Annotated in this window: 20 protein-coding genes and 6 tRNA genes; 10 read left to right on the forward strand and 16 right to left on the reverse strand. The window is 48.0% G+C overall.

Annotated elements, in window-relative coordinates; genetic code table 11:
* The first annotated feature begins 11 nt into the window (after window positions 1-11).
* Window positions 12-1,964, forward strand: coding sequence for a DUF3857 domain-containing transglutaminase family protein (locus tag AC3CIC_RS13795; protein WP_488514877.1), 1,953 nt, complete (start codon window positions 12-14; stop codon window positions 1,962-1,964).
* 139 nt (window positions 1,965-2,103) lie between these two features.
* On the opposite strand, the gene AC3CIC_RS13800 is transcribed toward AC3CIC_RS13795, so the two are convergent.
* The 3 genes from AC3CIC_RS13800 to trmB all read right to left on the reverse strand — a co-directional run bounded on the left by AC3CIC_RS13800 (window position 2,104) and on the right by trmB (window position 4,669).
* Entirely contained in the window at window positions 2,104-2,868 is a 765-nt protein-coding gene (locus AC3CIC_RS13800) for a DUF2884 family protein (RefSeq protein WP_394211576.1), read from the reverse strand.
* A 64-nt stretch (window positions 2,869-2,932) separates the two neighbouring features.
* Window positions 2,933-3,853 (reverse strand): glutaminase B, encoded by a 921-nt coding sequence (glsB, locus tag AC3CIC_RS13805; protein ID WP_488514878.1) that lies wholly within the window; start codon window positions 3,851-3,853, stop codon window positions 2,933-2,935.
* Window positions 3,854-3,952: 99 nt separating this feature from the next.
* Complete coding sequence (gene trmB / locus AC3CIC_RS13810) at window positions 3,953-4,669, reverse strand: tRNA (guanosine(46)-N7)-methyltransferase TrmB (RefSeq protein WP_016959557.1); 717 nt, start codon at window positions 4,667-4,669, stop codon at window positions 3,953-3,955.
* Between the two features lie 212 nt (window positions 4,670-4,881).
* Here trmB and mutY point away from each other — a divergent pair, with 212 nt between their 5' ends.
* The 7 genes from mutY to AC3CIC_RS13845 all read left to right on the forward strand — a co-directional run bounded on the left by mutY (window position 4,882) and on the right by AC3CIC_RS13845 (window position 8,069).
* A complete protein-coding gene (gene mutY, locus AC3CIC_RS13815) occupies window positions 4,882-5,973 on the forward strand; it encodes an A/G-specific adenine glycosylase (protein ID WP_488514879.1) in 1,092 nt (363 codons plus the stop codon).
* A 15-nt stretch (window positions 5,974-5,988) separates the two neighbouring features.
* The gene (locus tag AC3CIC_RS13820) at window positions 5,989-6,261 is read left to right on the forward strand and encodes an oxidative damage protection protein (protein ID WP_017004548.1); all 273 of its coding nucleotides are present in this window, start codon (window positions 5,989-5,991) and stop codon (window positions 6,259-6,261) included.
* Window positions 6,262-6,351: 90 nt separating this feature from the next.
* Complete coding sequence (gene mltC, locus AC3CIC_RS13825) at window positions 6,352-7,494, forward strand: membrane-bound lytic murein transglycosylase MltC (protein WP_026024012.1); 1,143 nt, start codon at window positions 6,352-6,354, stop codon at window positions 7,492-7,494.
* Between the two features lie 136 nt (window positions 7,495-7,630).
* Window positions 7,631-7,706, forward strand: a tRNA-Phe gene (locus AC3CIC_RS13830).
* A gap of 47 nt (window positions 7,707-7,753) precedes the next feature.
* Window positions 7,754-7,829, forward strand: a tRNA-Thr gene (locus AC3CIC_RS13835).
* A gap of 36 nt (window positions 7,830-7,865) precedes the next feature.
* Window positions 7,866-7,941 (forward strand) — tRNA-Phe (locus AC3CIC_RS13840).
* A gap of 52 nt (window positions 7,942-7,993) precedes the next feature.
* A tRNA-Asn gene (locus AC3CIC_RS13845) sits at window positions 7,994-8,069 on the forward strand.
* Between the two features lie 275 nt (window positions 8,070-8,344).
* Here AC3CIC_RS13845 and AC3CIC_RS13850 read toward each other — a convergent pair.
* From AC3CIC_RS13850 to AC3CIC_RS13905, 12 genes are read right to left on the reverse strand one after another with little or no spacing between them, the layout of a single operon-like run.
* Window positions 8,345-10,036 carry a PP2C family protein-serine/threonine phosphatase gene (locus tag AC3CIC_RS13850; RefSeq protein ID WP_488514880.1) on the reverse strand — a complete coding sequence of 564 codons (1,692 nt, stop codon included), beginning with the start codon at window positions 10,034-10,036 and terminating at the stop codon, window positions 8,345-8,347.
* A 43-nt stretch (window positions 10,037-10,079) separates the two neighbouring features.
* Window positions 10,080-10,379 (reverse strand): STAS domain-containing protein, encoded by a 300-nt coding sequence (locus tag AC3CIC_RS13855; protein WP_488514881.1) that lies wholly within the window; start codon window positions 10,377-10,379, stop codon window positions 10,080-10,082.
* 8 nt (window positions 10,380-10,387) lie between these two features.
* Window positions 10,388-11,554: a methyl-accepting chemotaxis protein gene (locus AC3CIC_RS13860; protein WP_488514882.1), complete on the reverse strand. Its 1,167-nt coding sequence runs from the start codon at window positions 11,552-11,554 to the stop codon at window positions 10,388-10,390.
* Window positions 11,547-12,590, reverse strand: a complete 1,044-nt coding sequence (locus tag AC3CIC_RS13865) for a protein-glutamate methylesterase/protein-glutamine glutaminase (RefSeq protein ID WP_488514883.1) — start codon at window positions 12,588-12,590, stop codon at window positions 11,547-11,549. Before AC3CIC_RS13865 ends, AC3CIC_RS13860 begins: the two co-directional genes overlap by 8 nt.
* Window positions 12,590-13,231, reverse strand: a complete 642-nt coding sequence (locus AC3CIC_RS13870) for a chemotaxis protein CheD (RefSeq protein ID WP_488514884.1) — start codon at window positions 13,229-13,231, stop codon at window positions 12,590-12,592. Before AC3CIC_RS13870 ends, AC3CIC_RS13865 begins: the two co-directional genes overlap by 1 nt.
* 44 nt (window positions 13,232-13,275) lie before the next feature.
* Complete coding sequence (locus tag AC3CIC_RS13875; RefSeq protein ID WP_488514885.1) at window positions 13,276-14,127, reverse strand: CheR family methyltransferase; 852 nt, start codon at window positions 14,125-14,127, stop codon at window positions 13,276-13,278.
* Between the two features lie 2 nt (window positions 14,128-14,129).
* Entirely contained in the window at window positions 14,130-16,517 is a 2,388-nt protein-coding gene (gene aer2, locus AC3CIC_RS13880; protein ID WP_488514886.1) for an aerotaxis transducer Aer2, read from the reverse strand.
* 5 nt (window positions 16,518-16,522) lie between these two features.
* Window positions 16,523-16,996: a chemotaxis protein CheW gene (locus AC3CIC_RS13885; RefSeq protein ID WP_016959637.1), complete on the reverse strand. Its 474-nt coding sequence runs from the start codon at window positions 16,994-16,996 to the stop codon at window positions 16,523-16,525.
* Between the two features lie 9 nt (window positions 16,997-17,005).
* Window positions 17,006-17,512, reverse strand: coding sequence for a chemotaxis protein CheW (locus AC3CIC_RS13890; RefSeq protein WP_016959638.1), 507 nt, complete (start codon window positions 17,510-17,512; stop codon window positions 17,006-17,008).
* Between the two features lie 9 nt (window positions 17,513-17,521).
* On the reverse strand, window positions 17,522-19,579 hold the full coding sequence (locus AC3CIC_RS13895) for a chemotaxis protein CheA (protein ID WP_488514887.1): 2,058 nt from the start codon (window positions 19,577-19,579) through the stop codon (window positions 17,522-17,524).
* 22 nt (window positions 19,580-19,601) lie between these two features.
* Window positions 19,602-19,961 carry a response regulator gene (locus tag AC3CIC_RS13900; protein WP_016959640.1) on the reverse strand — a complete coding sequence of 120 codons (360 nt, stop codon included), beginning with the start codon at window positions 19,959-19,961 and terminating at the stop codon, window positions 19,602-19,604.
* Window positions 19,962-19,991: 30 nt separating this feature from the next.
* Entirely contained in the window at window positions 19,992-20,270 is a 279-nt protein-coding gene (locus AC3CIC_RS13905) for an STAS domain-containing protein (RefSeq protein WP_016959641.1), read from the reverse strand.
* A 369-nt stretch (window positions 20,271-20,639) separates the two neighbouring features.
* On the opposite strand from AC3CIC_RS13905, the gene AC3CIC_RS13910 reads away from it, so the two are divergent.
* Together AC3CIC_RS13910 and AC3CIC_RS13915 are read left to right on the forward strand one after the other, a co-directional pair.
* Window positions 20,640-20,715, forward strand: a tRNA-Phe gene (locus tag AC3CIC_RS13910).
* Window positions 20,716-20,788: 73 nt separating this feature from the next.
* Window positions 20,789-20,864, forward strand: a tRNA-Thr gene (locus AC3CIC_RS13915).
* 116 nt (window positions 20,865-20,980) lie between these two features.
* On the opposite strand, the gene mrcB is transcribed toward AC3CIC_RS13915, so the two are convergent.
* Window positions 20,981-23,323 carry a penicillin-binding protein 1B gene (mrcB, locus tag AC3CIC_RS13920; protein ID WP_488514888.1) on the reverse strand — a complete coding sequence of 781 codons (2,343 nt, stop codon included), beginning with the start codon at window positions 23,321-23,323 and terminating at the stop codon, window positions 20,981-20,983.
* Between the last annotated feature and the right edge of the window lie 9 nt (window positions 23,324-23,332).

Raw genomic sequence — 23,332 nt, forward strand, 5'->3', positions numbered from 1 at the left:
CAGCGTTGTAGATGAAGAAGTATCTGTTTGCCCTATTTGTGTTGATGTTATTGCCGCAAACCGCCCTTGCTCAAAAGGGGCGGTTTGCGCCGCTCCCTGGTTGGATTAAACCCATCGTCGACATTCCTGCGTTTGATCCCGCAGGCCATCACTATGATCAGCAGTTTCTGCTGGTCGATAGACAACTTAATCTGGTCTCCCAATCCCCTGTTGAATACAAACGCTACACCAGCAAAGTCGTCTCCATTGAAGGGGTGGAATCTGGCTCACAAATCTCTATCGATTTTGATCCCAGCTACCAAAGTGTGGAACTTCATCGTTTGGAAATCGTGCGTGATGGCCAAACCTTTGACCGAAAAAACACAGCAAAAACCGCCCAATTCAAACGCGAAGTCGACCTAGATTCCTTGCTCTACAACGGTGATGAAACTCTGCATATTGTGCTCAATGATATACAGGTGGGCGACATTATTGATTTTAGCTACACCCTTACGGGCTTTAATCCGGTGTTTGGCGACAACCGAGAGTGGTATGTCAAAACAGGGTGGGCATCCACTGTCGCACTGGTCAATGCTCGCATTTTAGTCCCGGAAGACAGCCCTATCACCGTCACTAATTTGGACAATAAAGGCAAAGGTACGCTCACAGAAACCACGCAAAAAACGGTGCGTGAATACCGATATCAAGAACAAAACGGCTTGTATGATTTTGATGAGCCTGAGCAGCCACGCTGGTACAACCCCTACCCATATTTGCATGTCTCTAGCTACAACAATTGGAAAGACGTGGTGAACTGGGCACTGCCTTTGTATCAAGCATCACCAAGTGATCGTGACGTTCAAACATTAGCGAACAAGATCAAGCAAACACACCCTGACGATCTTGATCAGCAAGTGGTCGCAGCCATTCACTTTGTGCAAAACAATATTCGCTACTTAGGCATAGAAAATGGCATCGGCTCTCACCAACCACGCCCACCGCGCCAAATCCTGTCCCAAGGCTACGGTGATTGCAAAGACAAGGCCTTGCTGCTGATTTCTTTGCTTGGCGCTATGGGCGTCAATGCCCACCCTGCATTAGTGGATACCTTTTGGCGAGATGAACTGCCACAGCAGCCTGCTGCGCCTTTCAGCTTTAATCACGTCATTGTGCAGATGGAATACAAGGACCAATCTTGGTGGATTGATGCCACTCGCACCCATCAGGGTGATCAGCTTGAAACACTGGCGCAATCACGCCTTGGTTACGCACTGGTATTAAAGCCTGGTGCGGACGATTTGGTGGCCATGTTGCCACCTGCCATCCCCGTGTCACAAGACATTGAACAGCGCTACGTGGTGAACCATGCGAGTCAGCCAAGTTACCTCACGGTAAAAACCATCTATCGTGGGTTTGAAGCTGAGCGCTGGCGTCGTTATCTCGAGTCCAAGCCGCTAAGAGAGCTAGGCGAAGAGTATGCGAATTACTATGCGGGATTTTTCGGTGGGTTGGATTTCCTGCGTCCACTCAGCGTCGAGGACGACAAGAACAACAACGAAGTCACGGTCAATGAAGCCTATGTGATTGAAGATCTCTGGTCGAAAACTGACGATCTCTACTCGTTTGTAATCTCGGGTGACATCGTCGATGACTATCTCACCAAACCGGATCTTATCCGTCGTAAAACGCCGTTTCGGTTCGGTTCTGAGGGGGCCGTTCGTCAAAAAATCACGCTCAGCCTGCCCGAAACGTGGAGCATTGATCCATCAGATCATGCGATCAATAGCCCCTATTTCGAGTTTAATAGTTCGCTAAAAGCAGTTTCAGGCCCCGGTGACGTGCTGCTCGATAAAACCTATGTCGAAGCAGACTATTATTATCGCGCCAAAAAACGCCATGTTGATGCGAGCGAACTGCGTCAATACATGCGACATATCGATGAAGCATGGCAAAGCGTGGATTATGAGTTTAGCTATCAGCCTTAGTACTGGTGTTGGTGTTGGTGTTGGTGTTAATAGTTAATCCGACAGAACGGCGGACACAAAAAAACGCGGTGAGACAACTCACCGCGCTTTTTAATGTTAGGTCTCAGAGATCAGCACATGCTTCACGCCAACCCACAGACTATTTGCGTACAGTAACCGTCTTCCAGCTTGAAAGAGCGGGGATCAAGGAGGCGATTTCAGCTTCCTGAACCTGCCACTGCGCGAAGCGTTGACACACTTCCTGCTGAACGTCTAAGGTTCGGTCACGTTGCAACCTCACTTCGTCCGCGAGCTTGTTCTGTAATGCCGCCATCTTTTGCGAAATGAACTGCATCTTATTGCTTTTGCCTTCACTCAACATCGCTATGTCCATCAAACCTCGGCTGGAAACCGTAGCAATCAACTGAGGGACGCTGGCTTCAAGTTCACGCACTGCCGTGGTTAACGCCTGATGCTTGAGCTGAGGAGATCGGTCGAGATCATAAAGAGAAGTGCTGACCTGATTCTGCAAGTGTTGGTGAAATTGTCCCACTTCACCACGTAATGCACTTCTTTCGCCAAGTTCTGCCGAGAGCACACCATCGAGAGCCAGCCACGACGTATGTAGCTCCTCAGACAACGATCGCCCAATAAATGGTAAATCATTGCGTATCGTTTTGTTGTACTCCGTTAACGAGGCTCGTTGCGCTTCGCTCAACGCCACGCGATGAACATCAAAAAAAAGATTACCCTTAGGATCGATGCGAAATTTGTTGTTATTACTCTCAATCAACACATTGTCGGCTTTAATTGCAATGTCACCATGCAGTTCAGGACGACAGCTCTCAGCGGCAACATAAAACGGCAAAAATGCCATAACAAAACAAGAAACGCGCAATGCGTAAGACAGACTTCCACTACCCATAATCATTCTCCGTGTCACTGGATGAAACGACCACGACATCCCATCGCGATAACCCATCCAAGTGTTAGAAAATTGAACGTCCGATGCGCTCGGCAAGCAGCTCTAATACTGCCGTTCCTGCCAGCGAGTTACCTGATTGATCAAGCTCTGGCGACCATACCGTGATGGACATTTCACCCGGAACAATAGCAACGATCCCGCCGCCAACACCCGATTTCCCCGGCATACCCACACGATAAGCAAACTCACCCGCACCATCGTAAAGACCACAGGTCGCCAGTAGGGCATTAACCTGCTTACTCTGAGTCTGGCTGACAATTGTTTTTTCTGCGCCTAAAGGAAGTCCTTTGTTTGCCAAATAGTTAAACGTTTTTGCCAAATCCACACAGCTCATGCGCAGTGAACAATAGTGAAAATAATTGGCCAACACCGGCATCACCGCGTTATCAAAATTGCCAAAAGCACGCATCAAATACGCAATAGCCGCATTGCGGTCGCTATGATCCATTTCAGATGTTGCCACCACTTTGTCGTAACAAATATGGTCGTTACCCGACAACTGACGAACAAATTCCAGCATCCGCTGACGTGGTGCTGATTGGCGGCTATACAGCATGTCACAGACCACCAGTGCACCAGCATTGATGAAGGGATTTCGAGGGATCCCTTGTTCCATTTCAAGCTGGATCATCGAATTAAACGCCTGACCTGACGGCTCTTTTCCTACCCGCTGCCAAATCTCTTCAGGGCTGTAATTTTGCAGCGCTAAAGTCAGGCTCAACACCTTTGAAATAGACTGAATAGAAAACGGCTCGTCAGCATCACCTGCCATAATAATTTCGCCGTCGTTATAGCACACCGCCACCCCGAGTTTATTGGCTGAGACTTCCTTCAAAGCAGGAATATAGTCCGCAACACGTCCTTGCCCAATCAATGGGCGGACCTCTTCCAGAATGTCGTTCAACAGCTGTGGGGTGGGTTTCATGGCGTTCTCCAACGGTCAAAAAAAGCCAACACAAGGTTGGCTTTAAACATGCGACGCTACATTACAATGCAGCGTCGCAAGAAGGGTATGAGTTTTGTCTTATTCGCTACGTGCGTATTTCATATCCCACACGCCATGACCTAGACGATGACCACGTGCTTCAAACTTGGTCAGTGGACGTTCATCAGGGCGAGGAATGTAAGAACCATCCGTTGCGGTATTCTTGTACCCCGGCGCTACGTCCATCACTTCAACCATATGCTCTGCGTAGTTTTCCCAATCTGTTGCCATATGGAAAATACCGCCAATTTTCAGCTTGCTACGTAGCATTTGAGCAAAATCAGCCTGCACGATACGGCGTTTGTGGTGACGCGTTTTGTGCCATGGGTCTGGGAAAAACAGTTGAACCGTATCCAGGCTCAGTTCAGGCAACATGTGCTCGAACACTTCCACTGCGTCATGACACATCACACGCAGGTTAGTGATACCTGCATCGCGTGCAGCCATTAGGCAAGCGCCCACACCTGGGCTGTGTACTTCTATACCGATGAAGTTTTTTTCTGGGGCATTTTTCGCCATTTCAACCAGCGATGCACCCATACCAAAACCGATTTCAAGTACCACCGGATTGTCATTACCGAATACCTCAACCCAGTTCAGCTTCTTTTCTTCGAAGTCGATACCCATGGTTGGCCAGCATTCGTTCATTGCTTGCTCCTGACCTTTGGTCAGACGTCCTTCTCGACGTACAAAGCTTCTGATTCTACGAAGAATTTTACCTTCTTCGGTCAGTTCGGTTTTGGTGACTTCAGTCATGGTCTTTTGCCTGCAATCAATAATGAAGAAAAGTTAAGCGGATCGCGCATTATCCAAAGATAACGCCTCGGTGCAAGCCTTGTGCGCCGCCTACTGAGATCTTTCTCTCTGTCGCGTCAAGATCGCTGTCTTTTTCAGCAATCCCAGCCATTCATTGATAGAATGCGCGACGATAACCTATCACCCATAAAGATAACAAAAGAGCATTCATAGTGAGTCAGTCTTTTTCCGATGCCATTTTGACATGGTATGACAAATACGGCCGTAAAACCCTGCCATGGCAGCAAGAGAAAACGCCTTACAACGTTTGGCTTTCAGAGATCATGTTGCAGCAAACCCAAGTCGCCACCGTGATCCCTTATTTCGAGCGTTTCATGGCGCGCTTCCCTTCGGTCACCGATCTGGCTGACGCTGAACTCGATGAAGTACTTCACCTTTGGACAGGCCTTGGCTACTACGCAAGGGCGCGCAATCTCCATAAAGCAGCACAGCAGATTGCTCAGACCTACCAGGGCGAATTCCCAACCCATATTGACGAAGTGTTGGCTCTGCCCGGCATTGGCCGCTCAACCGCCGGCGCAGTACTTTCGCTGTCACTGGGTCAACATCACCCAATTTTGGACGGCAATGTAAAACGTACCCTGTCGCGCCATTTTGCTGTTGAAGGCTGGCCAGGTAAAAAGCCTGTCGAGAACCACCTTTGGATACTGGCAGAAGAGAATACTCCTGCAGAGGGTGTGCAACGCTACAATCAAGCCATGATGGACATGGGCGCGATGATTTGTACCCGTAGCAAACCAAAGTGTGAAATTTGCCCAGTCAATTATAGCTGTGAAGCTAACTCCCTTGGCCGTCAGGCGGATTTCCCCGGTAAAAAGCCGAAAAAGACCATTCCTGAAAAAGAAACCTGCTTTGTGCTTTTCCAGTATGAAGACCAAGTGTGGCTCGAGCAGCGTCCACCCACAGGGTTATGGGGAGGCTTATGGTGCTTACCAGAAACCCAAGAAAGCGACGCCCCCCATTTCATTCAAGGTAAATTACCGAGTAATGAATTTGACAAGCCTGAGCAACTCACCGCTTTTCGTCACACGTTCAGCCATTTTCACCTTGATATCGTCCCTTTTCGCGTCAAACTTCATAGTAAACCCGAAAATATTGGGGAAAACGGGATCATGGAAGGGAAAGGCGGCCTTTGGTATAACTTATCTCAACCAGCAAAAGTTGGGCTTGCTGCCCCCGTGCAGAAGTTACTAGAAAGCCTAACCAGAGAATTTCAGACTTCGGCAAATGCCGGAAAATTATAATATTGGAGCTTAATGATGAGCCGTACTGTTTTTTGCCTGCGTTTGAAAAAAGACGCAGAGGGATTAGATTTCCAATTTTATCCGGGCGACCTTGGCAAACGTATTTTTGACAATATTTCGAAAGAAGCGTGGGCGCAGTGGCAAAGTAAACAAACCATGTTGATCAACGAGAAAAAGCTCAACATGATGGATGCAGACCACCGCAAACTGCTCGAAGAAGAAATGGTGAAATACCTGTTTGAAGGGCACGATACTGTGATCGAGGGCTACACCCCGCCATCCGAGTAAGACGCTAGCTCACAATTTCGCTTCAACACTTTGTAAATAAAAGCATCCTGATTACGCTAATCATGGATGCTTTTTCAATGTATGGACCTCATGAAAACTCTTCGCTTGCTAATTTCATTGCTGATTGTTCTTTCTCTTTCTGGTTGCAGCCGCGAAATGATCGAATCTGTTTACCAGGTCGATTACGGTACGACTAACCGTTTTGCAAAGAATCTGGCGCCTTTGCCGGGACAATTTGAGAAAGACTTCGCCTCCCTAGACAAGCTGATCAACAATTTCACCGGAGATATCGAAGTTCGTTGGGGACAAAACGAAATCTACGTGTCCGGTAAAAGTGATTATGTGAAATACACGGATAACTACCTCAGTCGTGCCCGTGTTGATTTCACCAATGGTCTGGTCACCATTGAAACCGTCGCGACCACGCAGCCAACGCAGCACCTAAAGCAGGCCATCATCACCACTTTGCTGACGCCGAATGACCCAGCCTCGGTTGATTTGTATTCTGCTGCCGACGTGCAACTTGAAGGGCGTCCATTTTTGCAAGGCCAGATCCTCGATCAGGACGGCAAAGAGATCGCATGGGAATGGCGCGCTAACCGCTATGCTGACTACCTGATTGAAAAACAGGTTAAAACCAAATCACTGCGCTTTCAGAAAGTGTTTTATGTGCAGATCCCGATGGTATCTGATCACTCCAGTAAGCGGCGCTACCAGTATGCCGACCTGATCCGTGATGCCGCAAAACGCTACGGTATCTCTGAAGAGTTAATTTACTCCATCATCAAAACAGAAAGCAGCTTCAACCCATACGCAGTCAGCTGGGCAAATGCTTATGGTCTGATGCAAGTCGTGCCGAAAACAGCCGGGCGTGATGTATTCAAGCTCGTCAAGAAGCGCAGCGGTGAGCCTTCTCCTGAATATTTATTTGATCCCGCCAAGAACATTGATACCGGTGCGGCGTATTTCTATATTTTAAAAACACGTTACCTGAAAGACGTGAACGATCCACTGTCGAAACACTACAGTATGATCTCAGCGTACAATGGTGGCGCAGGCAATGTGCTCAAAACCTTCCATAAGTCCGACCGAAAACGAGCAATGAATGATCTCAATCGACTGCAACCGAACCAAGTTTATTGGGCTTTGACCAATAAACACCCATCTTCGGAGTCGCGACGCTACTTACAGAAAGTGACTAATTACCAAAAAGAGTTTCGCGCAATGCAGTAAAACCGTAGTCAACATCCGAAAAGCAGAGCGCTTTTAAATCAAAACGATGAAAAAGCCATCAAACAGTCCTATTTGGCGTTTTTTTTTCAAAAAGATGTTGACGGAAACCATCAAAATCCGTTTAATGCACCTCGTTGCCTCGATAGCTCAGTCGGTAGAGCAGGGGATTGAAAATCCCCGTGTCGGTGGTTCGATTCCGCCTCGAGGCACCATATTTAGTGAGATGGTGTTAAGTACGCAACGTTTCCAAGGTTTGTGTGCCGGCTTAGCTCAGTTGGTAGAGCAACTGACTTGTAATCAGTAGGTCACCAGTTCGACTCCGGTAGCCGGCACCATTATTTTGATATTGAGTGATTCACTCTTTAATCAAAGCCTCGATAGCTCAGTCGGTAGAGCAGGGGATTGAAAATCCCCGTGTCGGTGGTTCGATTCCGCCTCGAGGCACCATATTGCAAGAATGGTAATTGATTCAGCTTCGGCTAAATTGGTTCCTAGCAATTCCCCCTTAGTTCAGTTGGTAGAACGGCGGACTGTTAATCCGTATGTCGCAAGTTCAAGTCTTGCAGGGGGAGCCACATTATAAGGCCTTGTCGAAAGACGAGGCCTTTTTTGTATGTGTTAATCGCTTCGCGATTTGTCGCAACCCTAGGCGGGCCCGACTAGGCGTCCCCGATAAGTCTTGAAGGGGGAGCCACTTTAAGAAACCGAGTCTTCGGACTGGTTTTTTTTCGCCTTTTTTTCAGGACGCTGCACTGATTGTCGCAATCCTAACAAAAAGCGCAGACAAAAAATCCTGCACATTGGCAGGACTTTTTAGCGTGTCATTAAACGGCTTTGCCGCTCCACTCCCCTAACGGTTGTATTCCATACCGGAAGCAAGCTTATACATGCCTCTGGCGGTTCTCCCTTCGTCTTCATAGGTAAAGAACTCGCAAAGTTCGGTGACCAGTGCAATGCCGCGTCCACATCGTGCCAGTGATTCTTCTAACGTGCTGTCGATATCATCGACCCAAAAACCCTCGCCATTATGGGTGACGTAAAAACTGAGTTCACGTTTGGTCGGATTAAACGAGATACCCGCTTCCATATAAGCAAAAGCATCCAGTGTTTCCAAACGAGATTGACGCTCCATATAATAATCCAGAAATCCATCATCATCGGATTTCAAACTGGATTCTAACTTCAACAAACCATGCTCTAATGCGTTGTTGGTCAATTCAGATAACACGGTGCACATCAAATCCAAATCAATGTTGCTGCCAAGCGTTCCCTTGAGCATTCGCCTCACCTCACCAACCAGGTTTACTTTGCGAAGTTCTTTGGCACCAAAGTACACATTGAGTTGCGCGGGGGATCGACGGTCATAATAATCAGGGTCACCCGGCTGTTGTTCAATACGACTGCGTATCGGCGCAGTCAGTTCTAGCATAGACATATCATCGCCAACGCCACCACCACTGGTGAATTGCGCCACATGCTCACGAGTCATGTCGATTACATTGGTGCAGGGCGTCGAGATCAAGGCTTCTAGCCCTTCTTCCCCCAGTTCATGCCCCTCAGCATTTCGCGCTTCAGTCACACCGTCAGTGAAGAAGAACAGCTTATCGCCTTCTTCCAGAGTCAGGGCAACAAGGTTGGCTTCAAACTCATCAGAGTCCATCGCGCCCAATGCCATGTGCGCAGAAGGTAGTCGTTGTTTAATCTCACCATGACGATCAATAATGTAGCCATCTGGCATACCCCCACCCCACCAATTAATGTCTAAACCATTGGCCGACACTTCCAGCAAATTGGCCGCTACTAGCATGCCTGGTGGTAGAAAGGTTTTCAGGGTTGAATTCATTTCTTTGACAATGTCACCCAACGCGAAACCATTCTTGGTCATCGCGAAAAAGGCTTTCGTTGCGGGTATCGAAGAAATGGCCGCAGGCAAACCATGACCTGTCGCATCAGCCAACATCGCGTAAATTCCGCCTTGTGGCCTTGGCGTCACCAACACCACATCACCATTGAAGTTGGTGTAGGAGCTAGTGTAAAAACTCACCCCTTCAGCTTCCTGATAACAGCCTTGCATCAGATTACTGAATATCGTTTCTGCCATGGTGTGTTCGTAGAGGGTGTGGGCTTGAAAGTGCTTTAGCTTGTCGCGTTGAACGGCCACTTCGTTATAAAGGCGCACATTGCGGCAATGAGCACGGACTTTTGCCACAATGGTGGTGCGACTGATAGGTTTCGTTAGGAAGTCATCACCGAGCGTCATACAGCGATTAAACGCGTCGTTATCTGTAATCCCAGTCAAAAAGATAATGGGAAGATACGCGCTTTTATACCGCATTCGGATCTGTTTAGCTGCCTCGAAACCGTCCATCTCTGGCATCAATACATCCATGATGACGATATCGGGCAGCTCATCCATTGATTCGAGCATATCCAGTGCAATCTGACCATTATCAGCAATGAATAATTCATCAAATTCATCTTTGAGCACATGCTCGAGGAAACATTGCAGTGAAATTTCATCTTCAACGATAAGTACTTTCACACGCTATCCCCTTAATGATGACAACGACAGCTAATCATTTAAATTACTCAATGATGAATTTCTTTTCGAAGCGCGCAATCACCAGCACGCGCTTGATTTGAGGCATAGTGTTGGTTAAACGAATGTCCCCTTCTTTTTTGTTTAAGAAGGTCTGCATATTGAGCAACATCCCAAGCCCCGCACTATCGATGTATTCCGTACCACGGAAATCAACGATGATCTCTTTGCCCTGACAATCTTGATACGCATCGCGGAATTCCTGCACCACGCTGAAATCAAACTGTCCGTTCACATGGATAACAACAGATTTTCCGTCATTTCTTTCTTCACGACTGATAGCCATACCGTCTCCTAAAACAGTTCTATGTCGCCTTCATCAGCAGACATTTGTTTTGCCGGCGCTCTCGCTGCAGAGCCCGCCATTTCTTCGATTTCATCAACAGCTTTGTGTAATGCAATCCAATCAACCTCGTCGGCCGCTAAGCTCTCAATAATCAGTGCATTTAAGTCTTCCAAAATATGAAGATTGCTCAGAACATGCTGTCCTTGCTGTGAAACGATGTCAGCAAACTGAAGCCCTTGAATACTCTTGGACACTTCGCCGCGAACCGTTTCACCTTTTTCCGTTACCTTGCCAATCTCCAACGTGACCTGTCGGTTAACTTCTTGAACCCCTTTCAATAACGCTTCAATGCGTGTTTTAGACTCAATAGAAGTGGTCATATCCAGCGTCGCAATCTCTCCGACAATCTTACTGGTTTGCTTCACTGTGTCTTGAGCGAGGTTGATGTCCTTGTTAATTTGGCTATTCAGTGTCGACGTGCGATTGGCAAGATCTCTCACTTCAGATGCCACCACACCAAACCCCCGACCAAGCTCGCCCGCCCTTGCCGCTTCGATTGCTGCATTAAGTGCTAACAAGTTAGTTTGATCTGACATAGCCTGTACTTGATCAAGCAGGTTAAACACTGCATCCAACTTTGCGGACATATCGTGAATACAGTGAATCGCCGTGATACTTTTCTCTGAAACCGTCACCAACAGCGCAATGTATTGATCTATCGCTTTTTCTGTCTCTGGCAAAACTTTGGTTAAGTTAAATTCACTCTCGGTATTATTGAGAAGCTCACCCACCATACGCTTGGACAGCGACGCCTGTTCACTCACCGCCCGCTCCATGCCGAAGAAACTGGAGTTAAGGTTATGAACCGAGTCGTCGATAACTTCCTGCTGACGATCCAACTGCTCCCGAATCGGCACCAGTTCAAGATTCAAAATGCTATGTATCTTGTGCAAGATAGCGGTGGATTCGCACGACACAGAACTATTCTCCAGAGAAGTGTCAGGCTCCTCTTGTAAATGGCTTTCTACATATTGCTGTCGCCACAAATAAGCGATAGATATAATGACAATCACAGACGATGTGATGCTCAATGGTGTTTGCTGAAGGAAAAGCGGCACAGCACTGGCCGCGATAGCTAAAACAGCAATAAACGATGTCGATATTGTTCTATCCATAAACTTTACCCACTAAGTACGTGGCAATTTTATCCAGCGGAAGTACCTGCTGTGCCGCCTCCATTTCAATCGCTGCACGCGGCATACCCCACACCACGGAGCTCTGTTCATCCTGCGCAACGGTTAACGCACCTGCTTGTCGCATTTCTAACATACCTTGCGCGCCATCTCGTCCCATTCCCGTCAATAGGACCGATAGCGAGCGTCCACCAGCAGCTTGAGCAATAGATGAGAACATCACATCAACCGAAGGTTTATGCCGTTGAACCGGTTCACTGTCACATCGTGTACAGTAGTAACACCCAGATCGTTTAACCACTTGTAAATGCTGATCGCCCGGTGCGACATAAACACGACCGTTAACTAATGGCGCTCTGTCTGACGCTAATTCTTCCACCTGAAGTTTGGATGCACGATTCAACCTCTCGGCGAATGACTTACTGAAGACCGCTTTGATATGCTGAGTGATCACAATCGGAGGCATCATGTCCGGCAACGCTTCTAGCACGTTACGAATAGCTTCCGTACCACCGGTAGATGCACCGATAGCGATGATGTCGTAAGCAGAGCTCAACTGACGACCAGATACACTGATTTCAGATGGCGTTCGGTGCACAGCACCCGCGATGTTTGCCGTTGCCGCCATTTTGACTTTTTCTACCACCAACTGACGGTAGTTACTCATTTCTGACGCGACGTTTTCTGTCGGCTTGGGGAAGTAATCCACCGCGCCAATTTCCAGTGCTGCTAACGTGGCTTCGGCGCCATGCTGTGTCAGCGTCGAAATCATGACAACAGGCATGGGATGGAGACGCATTAAGTTACGCAGGAACTGCACCCCATCCATTTTGGGCATTTCAATGTCTAATGTGACCACGTCAGGCTTGAGCTTTTTAATTTTTTCTCTAGCTTCAAAAGGGTCAACTGCCAATCCCACGACTTCGAGCTGAGGATCTGAATTGATAACATCACTAAGCAATGCTCTAAAAACAGCAGAGTCATCAACGATCAGTACTCTATGTACTCGCTTACCCATTAGAATAGCTCCGCATTTTCGCCATCGTCGCGTTTTGCTTCAGACACCAGACGGCGTTTATAGTTGGTTTCTTCCGCTTCAACTTCACCGCGGTAGCCTCTGAGTTTCTTAACCCAAGCCTTGCCTGTCATTGGATCAAAGACGACTTTGCGCGGAAACTCACTTCCCATGTCTTCCCCAATCACATTCAATCCTTCGCTTTGTACATAGTTACGAATGAACGCAATGTTCTTCTCACCAATACTTGCTTGCTTACCCATCACCATCCCGCCACCAAATAACTTCACGCGCAGACGACTTTTAATCGCACCTTGCTGAATCATGGTATTGATCAACAACTCCATCGCGTAGTTACCATAGCGGGCTGCATTTGACCGCCACTGTGTGGGGTCCCAGCCTTCAATATTGTCGGCGTCGCCAAAAGGCAACATAAAGTGATTCATGCCTCCCAGTTCAATGAATGGATCCCACACGCAGGCAGATATACAGGAACCTAGCCCCGTCGCTATCAGCTCACGCTCAGAGGTGACATACACCTCTCCCGGCTGAATTTTCACCATCATCATTTGCTTTCCGGGGTGGAAAAATCGCCTTGCACCCGCCCCTATAGGACAACCGGTAAGCTCCAGGATCTTATGCATACAACGCTCAGTTCGCGGTTATTTCGAAGATACAGTCACTGCGATTAAGGCTTGCGAAACATGGTTTGACCCAAGTTCTCAAATCGACTGCCCATTTGCCCGATGCTTTCAGAGTGACCGATGAATAAAATGCCGCCACTGCCAAGTTTTTCCCAAAAACGATAAATCAGCTGCTGCTGCATATCCTTCTCAAAATAAATCATTACGTTTCGACAAAATATGGCATCTAATGGCCCTTTATGAGGCCAAGCTGCGGTTAGGTTAAGCTGTTTAAACGTTATCGCTTTCTGAACTGACGGTTTCACTTTCAATAATTCCTGCTTCTTGCCTTTACCACGGATAAATCCATGATGAAGCATAGCGGCAGGAATCGCCTTGCTCGCTTCGATGCCATAGGTGCCATTTCGACCAACCTCTAGCACTTGTGTATCCAGATCGGTCGCCAATATTTTGCAGTCATAGCTCGGCGTTAGCAGACCACTGGCTGCGAGCGTTGATGCTATGGTGTAGGGCTCTTCGCCCGTAGAGCACCCAGCAGACCAGATACGAATACGTCGCTTTTTCTGGCTTTGCCATTCTGGCACCATGGTGTTAGTGAGAAAATCAAAGTGATGCTTCTCTCTAAAGAACTGTGTTTTGTTCGTCGTTAGCGCATTAACAAACGCAATTCTCTCGTCCATATCACTATTAACACGGGCGAAATAGTCGCGAAAGTTAGTGATCCCCGTACGACGAAGCCGCCTCGCAAGCCTTCCATATACCATTGAGGTTTTACGCTCAGAGAGTGAAATCCCCGTTTCTCTGAGCATAAATTCCTGAATGTAAGTGAAGTCATCAGCAGTGAACTCAAACTCACGCTGCTCTTCAATTTGACTCAGCGCCTGAATTGCGTCCACCGTTAGAACTCCTCCCAATCATCATCAGAAGACGCCGCAGAAGGCGCTGACCCGTTGGCCACTTTTTTCATCGGTGGCGGTGCTGACGGAGCTCTCATTACTGGTGTCTGCGCAGCTGGCTGCTGGAAGCTTTTTATTTGACCCGCATTGGGGTTGTTAAGCCCTGTACGCGTGTTGTCGACTTGGAAGAAACCAATCAGATTGAGCAGTTCACTCCCCTCATCGCGAAGGGACTGGCTCGCGGCAGATGCTTCCTCAACCAAGGCGGCATTTTGCTGCGTCATTTCGTCCATCTTCACAATCGCTTTCGATATTTCATCAATGCCAGTTGCTTGCTCCTGACTGGCCGAATTGATCTTGCCTATCAAGGTCGACACTTCACCTACCGCATCAACAATCTCATTCAACATCCCGCCCGACTCATCCACCAAACGTGACCCTTCTGAGACTTTTTCAACACTGTCTTTGATAAGATCTTTGATTTCTTTTGCCGCCCCTGCACTGCGCTGAGCAAGATTACGAACCTCACCTGCAACCACGGCAAATCCACGACCTTGCTCACCGGCTCGGGCTGCTTCAACCGCCGCATTGAGTGCAAGAAGATTAGTCTGGAAAGCAATTTCATCAATCACGCTAATGATGTCTGAAATACGCTTACTGGCTTTGTTGATTTCGCCCATGGCTGAGACGGTTTGTTTCACTACCTCCCCACCTTTCTGTGCTTTGGTGCTCGCATCTTGTGACAAGCGGTTGGCTGAATTAGCACTCTGGGCATTTTGTTTAACCGTTGAGGTCATTTCTTCCATGCTTGCGGCGGTCTCTTCGAGACTTGCTGCCTGCTCTTCGGTTCGTTCGCTAAGGTCACTATTACCTTCCGCGATTTCACCAGACGCAGAAGCGACACGCGCTGACGATGCCGTGATTTTCTCAACCATGTCACGCAGGTTGGTAATGGACGTATTCACCGCATTACTGAGCGCCGCAAAGTCGCCTTTATAATCTTCTGGCATGTTGACCTTAAGATTACCTTCGGACACCTTACTCATCACATCGCGACAGTTATTCATCGGCTCGACCATGTTGTCGAGCAGGCCATTGACGCCCTCACTGAGGATGGCCATAAAGCCAGAGTATTTGTTGGTATCCATACGAGAACCAAGACGTCCTTCTGACGCGTCTTTGATCAATCCCTGAACATCTCGCTGACCCGCCATTTGCTCCGTGATGTCTTCCCACTGCAGAGCTGGACCAATGTAGTTACCTGCCGAGTCATACATGGCGATACACGTTAAGGTGAACTCTAACTCGCCCACTTGAATCTGAGCGGTATGGGGCAAGCGATCTGGATTGTTAATAATGGATCGCTGATGCGCGGGGTTTTTGTGGAAAATATCGATGTTCACCCCGTTAAGTTTATCGGCCTGAAACCCAGGGAAAAACTTGCGTAAATCGTCTTCGCGCTTACCCAGTAGCTTCTTAAGCGCTGGATTGTAATAGGTAATGTTGCCTTCTTTATCTGCCATCATGATATTGGTGGTCATACCTTCAACAGCAGACACGAGACGCCCTACTTCGATTTCACGTTCACGCAGTTGAGTAACATCACGCCACTCGAGGCTGTTCCCGATGTAATTGCCGCTGGCATCAACAATGGCTGCTACATTAAGCTCAATCTTAAGATCAGCAACGCTGATATCCGTCTTGTACGGCAGATTTCCTGGACTGGACAACAACTGACGTTGGTGCGCTGGGTTCTTGTGAAACTCATCAATACAGCGCCCCATTAACCAATCGCTGGTCGCAGTGAAACCGGGCCACATTTGTTTGAAAGACCCTTCGTGCTTCTTAAACAACGTCAAGGTCTGTTCATTGATATAAGTGATGCTCAAGTCACGATCGATCAACACCATGGCCGTCAATGACTGATCGATTGCAGCGCGAAGACGAGCGCGCTCGGTATCGGCAAGGATCTTTTCTGTCACATCGTCCCATTCCAATGTGTTGCCCACGTAGTCACCACTTGCATCGATCACGGCACCAACGACGAGACGAAGTGACACTTCTCCCACCTTGATGATCGTTTCGTGTGGCAAGTTAGCGGGATTAGACAACATCTGCCTTTGATGAGCCGGATTTTTATGGAACAAGTCGATACATGTTCCTTCAATCCACTCTTTCTCTGCACGGAAAGTAGGCCACTGTGAGCGGAACAAATCTTCGTGCGTTTTAAGCAGTTCCACTGATTTTTTGTTGACGTAGAAGACCTTGAAGTCCCTATCAACCATCATCAATGCCGTCTGAGCAGTATCAAGCGCGGATACAATATGCGCCTTTAATCCCTGCTCTTGTTGTGTGTTTTCAGTTACAGCCTCTTTTTTCCACCAAGACATAATCGTCAATCCTCGCTAACCAGATCTGGCTGCGTTACTTCATGCAACACGTCGAAATCAAATAGTCGTTCAAGTTGTATTAACACCACGTGGTTTCCACTGACAGAGGCAATTCCTTCAATGAATCGCTCGTCAATTTTGACAAAACCGGGTGCCGCCTTAATTTGACTCGCCGATAGCTGATATACCTCAGCGACTGCATCGACAATTATTCCCAAAGACTGTCCTTCTGCATTTCGGACAATCACCACCACCGTCGTCTTACTTAAAACGGAAGGGGGCATATTGAATCTTTGCCTGAGATCGATAATGGGGATGTACTCTCCCCTCAACTCAAGCACCCCCAGCAAATAGCTCTCACTGTTGGGTAGTTTTCTGATATCAGACCAGCCACGGACCTCTTTCACATCAAGGATGTTGAGTCCATATTCTTCGTCATCTATCATGAAACTCAGGTACTCCATCACCTCTTCTGACATAACGCCTCCTTAGTGAACTAGCCCTTCAATGCTGAGTAAGGCATCGACATCCAGCAGACTCATCACTTGGGCATCCACGTTCAGCAAGCCGCTAACAAAAGGCATCACCTGTGAATCACCAATGGGCGGAATTAAACTCTTATCACCGAGATCAATCACATCAGAGACCGCATCCACCACAACACCCATCATTCGATTGCCTGCGGATTCACCCGCTTTCAGAATAAGCACCACGGTTGTCGGTAAATACTCCACAACACCGATGTTAAACCGGACACGTAAATCCATAATGGGCACGATCATGCCGCGCAAGTTAATGACCCCAAGAACAAATTCAGGAGAGCGAGGAATCACAGTGGGTGATTCCCAAACACGGATCTCTTCCACTGCCTGTATATCGACCCCATACAACTCGTGCGCTAAATCGAAACTGAGGAAATCGGATCCCTTAAGGCGGTCTTGACCATCTACCGGTTCATCATTCACGTCTGTGGCCGCCAGAGCTTGATTTGTCATGCTCTCCTCCTACGCCGCTATGTGGCTGTTTGTATCGGCGACTCGACTCAAAAAGCCAGTCATCAGTCCCTGAATATCAAGAATGAGGGACACGGAACCATCACCAAGAATGGTGGCACCCGAGACGCCATTCACACGGGTATAGTTAGACTCAAGGCTCTTAATCACAACCTGCTGCTGGCCAAGCATTTCATCGAGCAACAAGCCAACGCGGTTGCCACTCGCTTCAACCAGACACAATAGTTGCTTGTCCAGTGCGCCAGATTCTCCGAGTCCAAACTCTTCTTTAAGGCGCAATATCGGAATGTTCTCATCTCGTAATCGATAGAGTTCAACGCCACCTGTCGCGACTTTTACGCGTTCAGATTCAATCTGAATTGATTCAATAATTGAGATCAGCGGCACCACAAAGACTTGGTCAGCAAGCTTCACAAGTTGTCCATCGAGAATGGCTAAGGTCAGCGGCAAACTAATGCGGAATACACTGCCCACATCAATTTCTGAATCGACCTCAATATGCCCACCTAAATCTTCGATGTTACGCTTCACCACATCCATCCCGACGCCTCGACCTGATACATCAGACACAACATCTGCCGTTGAAAATCCTGGCGCGAAGATCAAGTTGTACACTTGGTGATTGGTTAAGTCGTCCAATGCGGTATCTTGATGGATAAGCCCTTTTTCGATGGCTTTTTTCCACACTCTTTCTTTGTTTAGTCCAGCACCGTCGTCGCGCACTTCAATGACAATAGAGCCACCTTGGTGATAGGCATAAAGCGACACGCGACCCGTTTCTGATTTCCCTTTATCAGCACGCACGTCCGGGAGTTCAAGACCGTGGTCAACCGCATTACGGACCAAATGCACCAGCGGATCGGTGATCCTTTCGAGTACGGTTTTATCCAGTTCGGTTTGTTCGCCTTCAATGACAAGTTCCACCGTTTTTCCAAGTTGAGCCGACAAATCGCGGATCAGGCGCGGGAAACGGTTGAATGCAAAGCTGATCGGCAGCATACGAATATTGAGTACGCTTTCTTGCAACTCTTTGGTGTTTTGCAATAGCTGATCAAGCCCCGCTTGCAGACGCTCAATCTTGCTCTCTGAAAAGTTCTGGCTGAGTTCCGTCAACATAGATTGCGTGATGACCAATTCACCCACGAGGTTGATCAAGTTATCGACTTTGTCGATCTCAACCCGAATCGAAGACACCGCATCAGATTTAGTCGCGGCTTGTTTGGCAGCTGGCTTGGCTGCAGTTGCAGGTTTTGGCGCAACAGGCTCCGCTTCGGCAGAAGACGCAGTAACATCCAGCGCTTCATCGGGCTCTTTTTGAGTGCGCGAAATAGCTAAATCACATTCGTCTTCGACCCATTCAAAAATCTCTTCAACCAGCGCGATATCAATATGACCTTCCACGGTAATGCGCCAACTGAGGTAGCACATTTCTGGTTCCATCTCACTGAGCGTAGGAAGTGCATCGGTTAAACACTCAACGTTACAATGAACGCCGAGTTCAAAAAGCTCACGAAGAATTCGTACCGGATCGTTGCCAGAAAAGAACATGTCTTTATGAGGCGTAAACAGAACAATCCAGTCCCCGTCACCCTCTAATTCTCTGGCTGTAGAAGGCTCTGGCTCATCTGCAACAACAGGTGATGCCTTATCTGCACGACCAGAATCGAGTAGTTTGTTCAGCTCGTCGGTGAGCGCATCTCTTAACACATGATCGAAATCTGAATTCGTTTCATATGCAATCAACATGCTGTTGATACAGTCGCCGCCTTTCAGGAAGAGATCGATGGTGCTTGAGTCTAGACGACGCTTACCTTCCCTCGCCTCATCGAGTAATGTCTCCATGACATGAGTAAACTGGCTAATCTCATTGAGATTAAAGGTCGCTCCACCACCTTTGATTGAGTGAGCCGCCCGAAAAATGGTATTAATAACATCAAGATCGATGTCGCCATCAGGATCGAGTGACAGCAGTTCTCGCTCAAGGATTTCAAGGTTCTCACGACACTCCTCGTAGAAAATCCGGCGCAGTTGGTCCATGTCCAAAGCCATAGTGATCTCCTTGCTTGAACACTTAGATAACGCGTTGCAACGTTTTCAGAAGGGTATCGGGGTTAAACGGTTTAACAATCCAACCTGTTGCACCAGCAGACTTGCCCATGCTCTTTTTCTCTGCAGACGTTTCAGTCGTCAGCATCAAAATGGGTGTGAATTTATATTGCGGTACTGCACGAACTTGACGAACAAATTCGAGACCGTCCATGTTTGGCATATTCACGTCTGAAATAATGACGTCATATTGGCCCGATTTGGCTTTTGAAAGTGCTTCAGCGCCATCGTTTGCAGTTTCCACTTGGTATCCTGCTTCTTTAAGCGTGTGGCTTACCATTTGACGAATTGAAACAGAATCGTCTGCAGCTAGTATCTTTCGCATACTGTCACCCTGATTGAACTACGTGAAAAACTATTCAGCAAAATCGACCAAGCCTAAAGGCTCAACCAACCCCAATGTCTTCGCTGCTCCAATTAACTCGTCCGATGCACCTTCCCACTTCCATGTAATGGACTGGTTGTGGCACAAGATTTTGGCGGTTAAGAGGAGCTGCAGCCCCGGAGCATCAACGCGTGAGACCTCGCTACCATCGATTAGCAAGTTTTCAGACTGCTCCAATTCGACTTGCAGGCGGTCTTTAAGACCCATAACCTGCGTAATGTCTAATTGTTCTCCCAATGAGAATCCCATCGCAGAATTCCTTCTCATTCCTGTTGACTTACGTCGGAAATATTTATGTCTCTGTAAGTGTAGCAATAATGGGAAAAATGAAAGTTTTTTAGTCAATTGGATTTAAAGTAAGACAAACAGTAGGGATTTATTGAGGATTTTGACGACCAGAAATTTTGTATAGCAATGAAATAAAAGCTAATCGTTTAGTTTGGAAGCAAAAATAGACATGTCACTATTATTTTATCACCCACAAAACAATGAAAGCAGGTCAAAGAAAAATCACAGTGGTCGGATTAGCGACAAATCAAGCAAAAAAGCAGCAGTCAGACGATATTAGGCGAAATTATTTTGACAAGAACGCGCCTCTCCTATTTAATAGCGCTCGTTGCCTCGATAGCTCAGTCGGTAGAGCAGGGGATTGAAAATCCCCGTGTCGGTGGTTCGATTCCGCCTCGAGGCACCATCTTTTAGTAATCGCTACTAGCGGTTACGAGGAAATGGTCTTCACGAAGAAGCAACGTTTCCAAAGTTTGTGTGCCGGCTTAGCTCAGTTGGTAGAGCAACTGACTTGTAATCAGTAGGTCACCAGTTCGACTCCGGTAGCCGGCACCATCTTTACGAAAGCCTCGTCATTGACGAGGCTTTTTCGTATCTGGATTTTGAATATCTTCGCTTACCAAACCCTAGGACTTTCCTTTCCTAGGGTCTGTTATTCGTAGTTTAAAGCCTCAATCAAACAAACTATTAAACCAACCCACCGGATCCGGTTTATCACAACGCTTGCGCCAGTATCCTTTCGGATCCCACATTGGTAATTTCTGTTTGCTAAAGCAATTCGTCACGTATTGTCCTTCCTGTACTTGATACGGCACGCTAGTGACTTCTGAAGGCCAATTCAAAATGAGCTTTTTTGGCTGTCTCGCCGTGATGTAATCGGTGTAAACACGCAATGCACCCGAAGAGCCGGTGAGTTTCGTCGGCTTATTGTCATCTCTCCCCAACCATACCGTCACCACTTCGCGCCCATCAATACCGACGTACCAGCTGTCTCGGTTTTTATCTGTGGTCCCCGTTTTCCCTGCCAATGACGCCCAAGCAAGAGACGTATTGAGATATCGTGCCGTACCTTCTTTGACAACATGCTTCATGGCGTACATGGTCAGCCAACTGGCTTGCTCAGGTAGCGTTTGGCTTGATTTAGGCCAATTGCGATAAAGCACTTGGCCTTCTAGGGTAACGACAGCTCTTAGTGCCGTCAGTTCTGCCTTGCGTCCACCACTGCCTAGCGTTTGGAACATTTGCGTGACTTCCATCGGCGTTAAGGTAAATGCACCTAGCAGTAATGAAGGTACGCGGGTTATCTGATCTGGGTTCACGCCCAAATCATCAAAGGTGGACACGACCTTATCTAGCCCTAACGCCAAGCCAAGATTAACGGTAGGTATGTTATAAGAGTGCGCTAATGCTTGAAGTAAAGGCACTTGACCACGGTATTTTCTGTCGTAATTACGCGGACGCCATTCGCTGCCTTGATCGCCTTTGAGCACCAAAGGCTTGTCATCAAGTGGTGTCGCAAGGTTATATTTATCAGGCTGGGACAATGCGGCTAAGTAAACCGCTGGTTTGGACAACGAACCAATCTGGCGACTGCCATTCAGCGCACGGTTGAAACCCGCATAGCCGGGACGACTGCCGCCCACCATGGCGCGGATTTCACCGCTCTGGCGATCAGCAATGACAACGGCGGCTTCCAATTCCTCTCCAGCCACCTTCTTCAGCGCCTTAACCTTGTTAACCACGGTCTTTTCAATCAACGACTGTGACAGTGGATCTAAGGTACTGAATACACGGAGGCCACTTTCAGGGTTGAAGTCACTTCCGACTCGCTCACGAATTTCGCGCGTCAGCTGCTCAAAGTAAGCGGGCTGCCTGCTATTAAGGCTTGGCGATTTCTGCACATCGAGTTTACGCGCAGCGGCTTGCGCATACTGGTTGGCAGTCAGCACACCATTTTCCATCATCATTCGTAAGATGAGATCTCGACGCTCTTGCGCACGTTCAGGGTGGCGCCAAGGGTTATAGTAAGACGGTCCTTTTACCGTGCCCACCAGCATCGCCAATTGATCAATACGTAGCTCTTCGATCGGACGACCGAAATAGAGCCTTGCCCCTAACGGGAAACCATGTACCGCCTGCCCACGCGCTTGACCTAAATAGACTTCATTGAGATAGGCTTCCAGAATACGGTCTTTGCTATATCGATAATCGAGAATGATCGCAATGTACGCTTCCTGCACTTTGCGCCACAGGGTGCGGTCACGGGTGAGAAACAGGTTTTTAGCCAACTGCTGCGTCAAGGTTGAACCACCTTGCACAGTACGTCCTGCTTTCAAGTTTACGACCATGGCGCGAGCGATGGCTAATGGCGACACGCCGTCATGGTGGTAGAAATCACGGTCTTCGGTTGTGAGCAAAGCATCAACCAAAAATTCAGGGAAACGCTCACGAGGCATGAAGATACGTTGCTCGTCAGTGTTGGACTCCATCATGCCGAGCAGTTTAGGCTCAATGCGCAAATAGCCGCGTTGTTTGCCGCTATCGAGTTGTTTAATAGAGGTAACACCTTGCGCGTCAAACGTTAGCATCACATGCTGTGCACTCTCTGGCCCATCTTCAAACTCGAAAGGACGACGAATAATTTCGACGCGTGTTTTGGAAGCAGAATATTCCCCAGCACGAGTCGGTGAACGCACTTTATTGTAATTGAGCAGGTCTAATTCACGCTTTAAGGTGGTGATATCCACCGAATCGCCAGGCGCTAGATGTAATATTCGTCCATAAACCACCGCAGGCAGTTGCCAGATCTGTCCGTCAAAGCGGTCGCGAATTTTCCCATCAAGGTAAATACCCAGAATGGCGAGGGCTGCGATACCCACCAGCCCTAACTTAAAGCCCAGAGACAGCAGTTTCTTGCCCCAGCCTTTTGACGGTGGCGTTTTTTTCTTCTTGGCCGCGGGCGTCGAAGGTTTACGCGTGCGGCTCGTGGTTTTCTTGGGAGTCTGTTTAGTCATGAATGTGGG

It is taken from the genome of Enterovibrio sp. QJM3NY_24 (assembly GCF_057786035.1).